This window comes from Bacillus cereus group sp. N31, from assembly GCF_016483245.1.
Classification (GTDB): Bacteria; Bacillota; Bacilli; order Bacillales; family Bacillaceae_G; genus Bacillus_A; species Bacillus_A toyonensis.
In genome coordinates this window covers 1-237 of the sequence record NZ_JAEHCH010000121.1, presented here as the reverse complement: position 1 = coordinate 237, position 237 = coordinate 1, and the positions used below count along the sequence as shown (strand labels likewise).

Genomic DNA, 237 nt, shown 5'->3' with positions numbered 1-237 from the left:
ATGATTGGTGTTTTGTCTTCATTTTATTTTCCTATTGCTCGTGAATAATTAGGAATAGCTCAGCCGCTTTTTCCTTATTTCTATGAATGAAGATGGTTTAAGCCGATGGTAAATGTCCCGCCGCAAACGGGGAAAACGAAACTTTTAAGCGATGGATCACGTTGCATGATTCAAGGGGTTGGTACGACTAAAATTCCTACTTGCAAAGTGGGGATTGTTGATGAGCGGTCTGAAATT

Annotated in this window: 1 pseudogene; it reads left to right on the top strand. The window is 40.1% G+C overall.

Features of this window, described 5'->3' with window-relative positions:
* Window positions 1-237 (top strand): annotated as a pseudogene (locus JDS81_RS30720) (stage III sporulation protein AA); the annotation flags it as partial.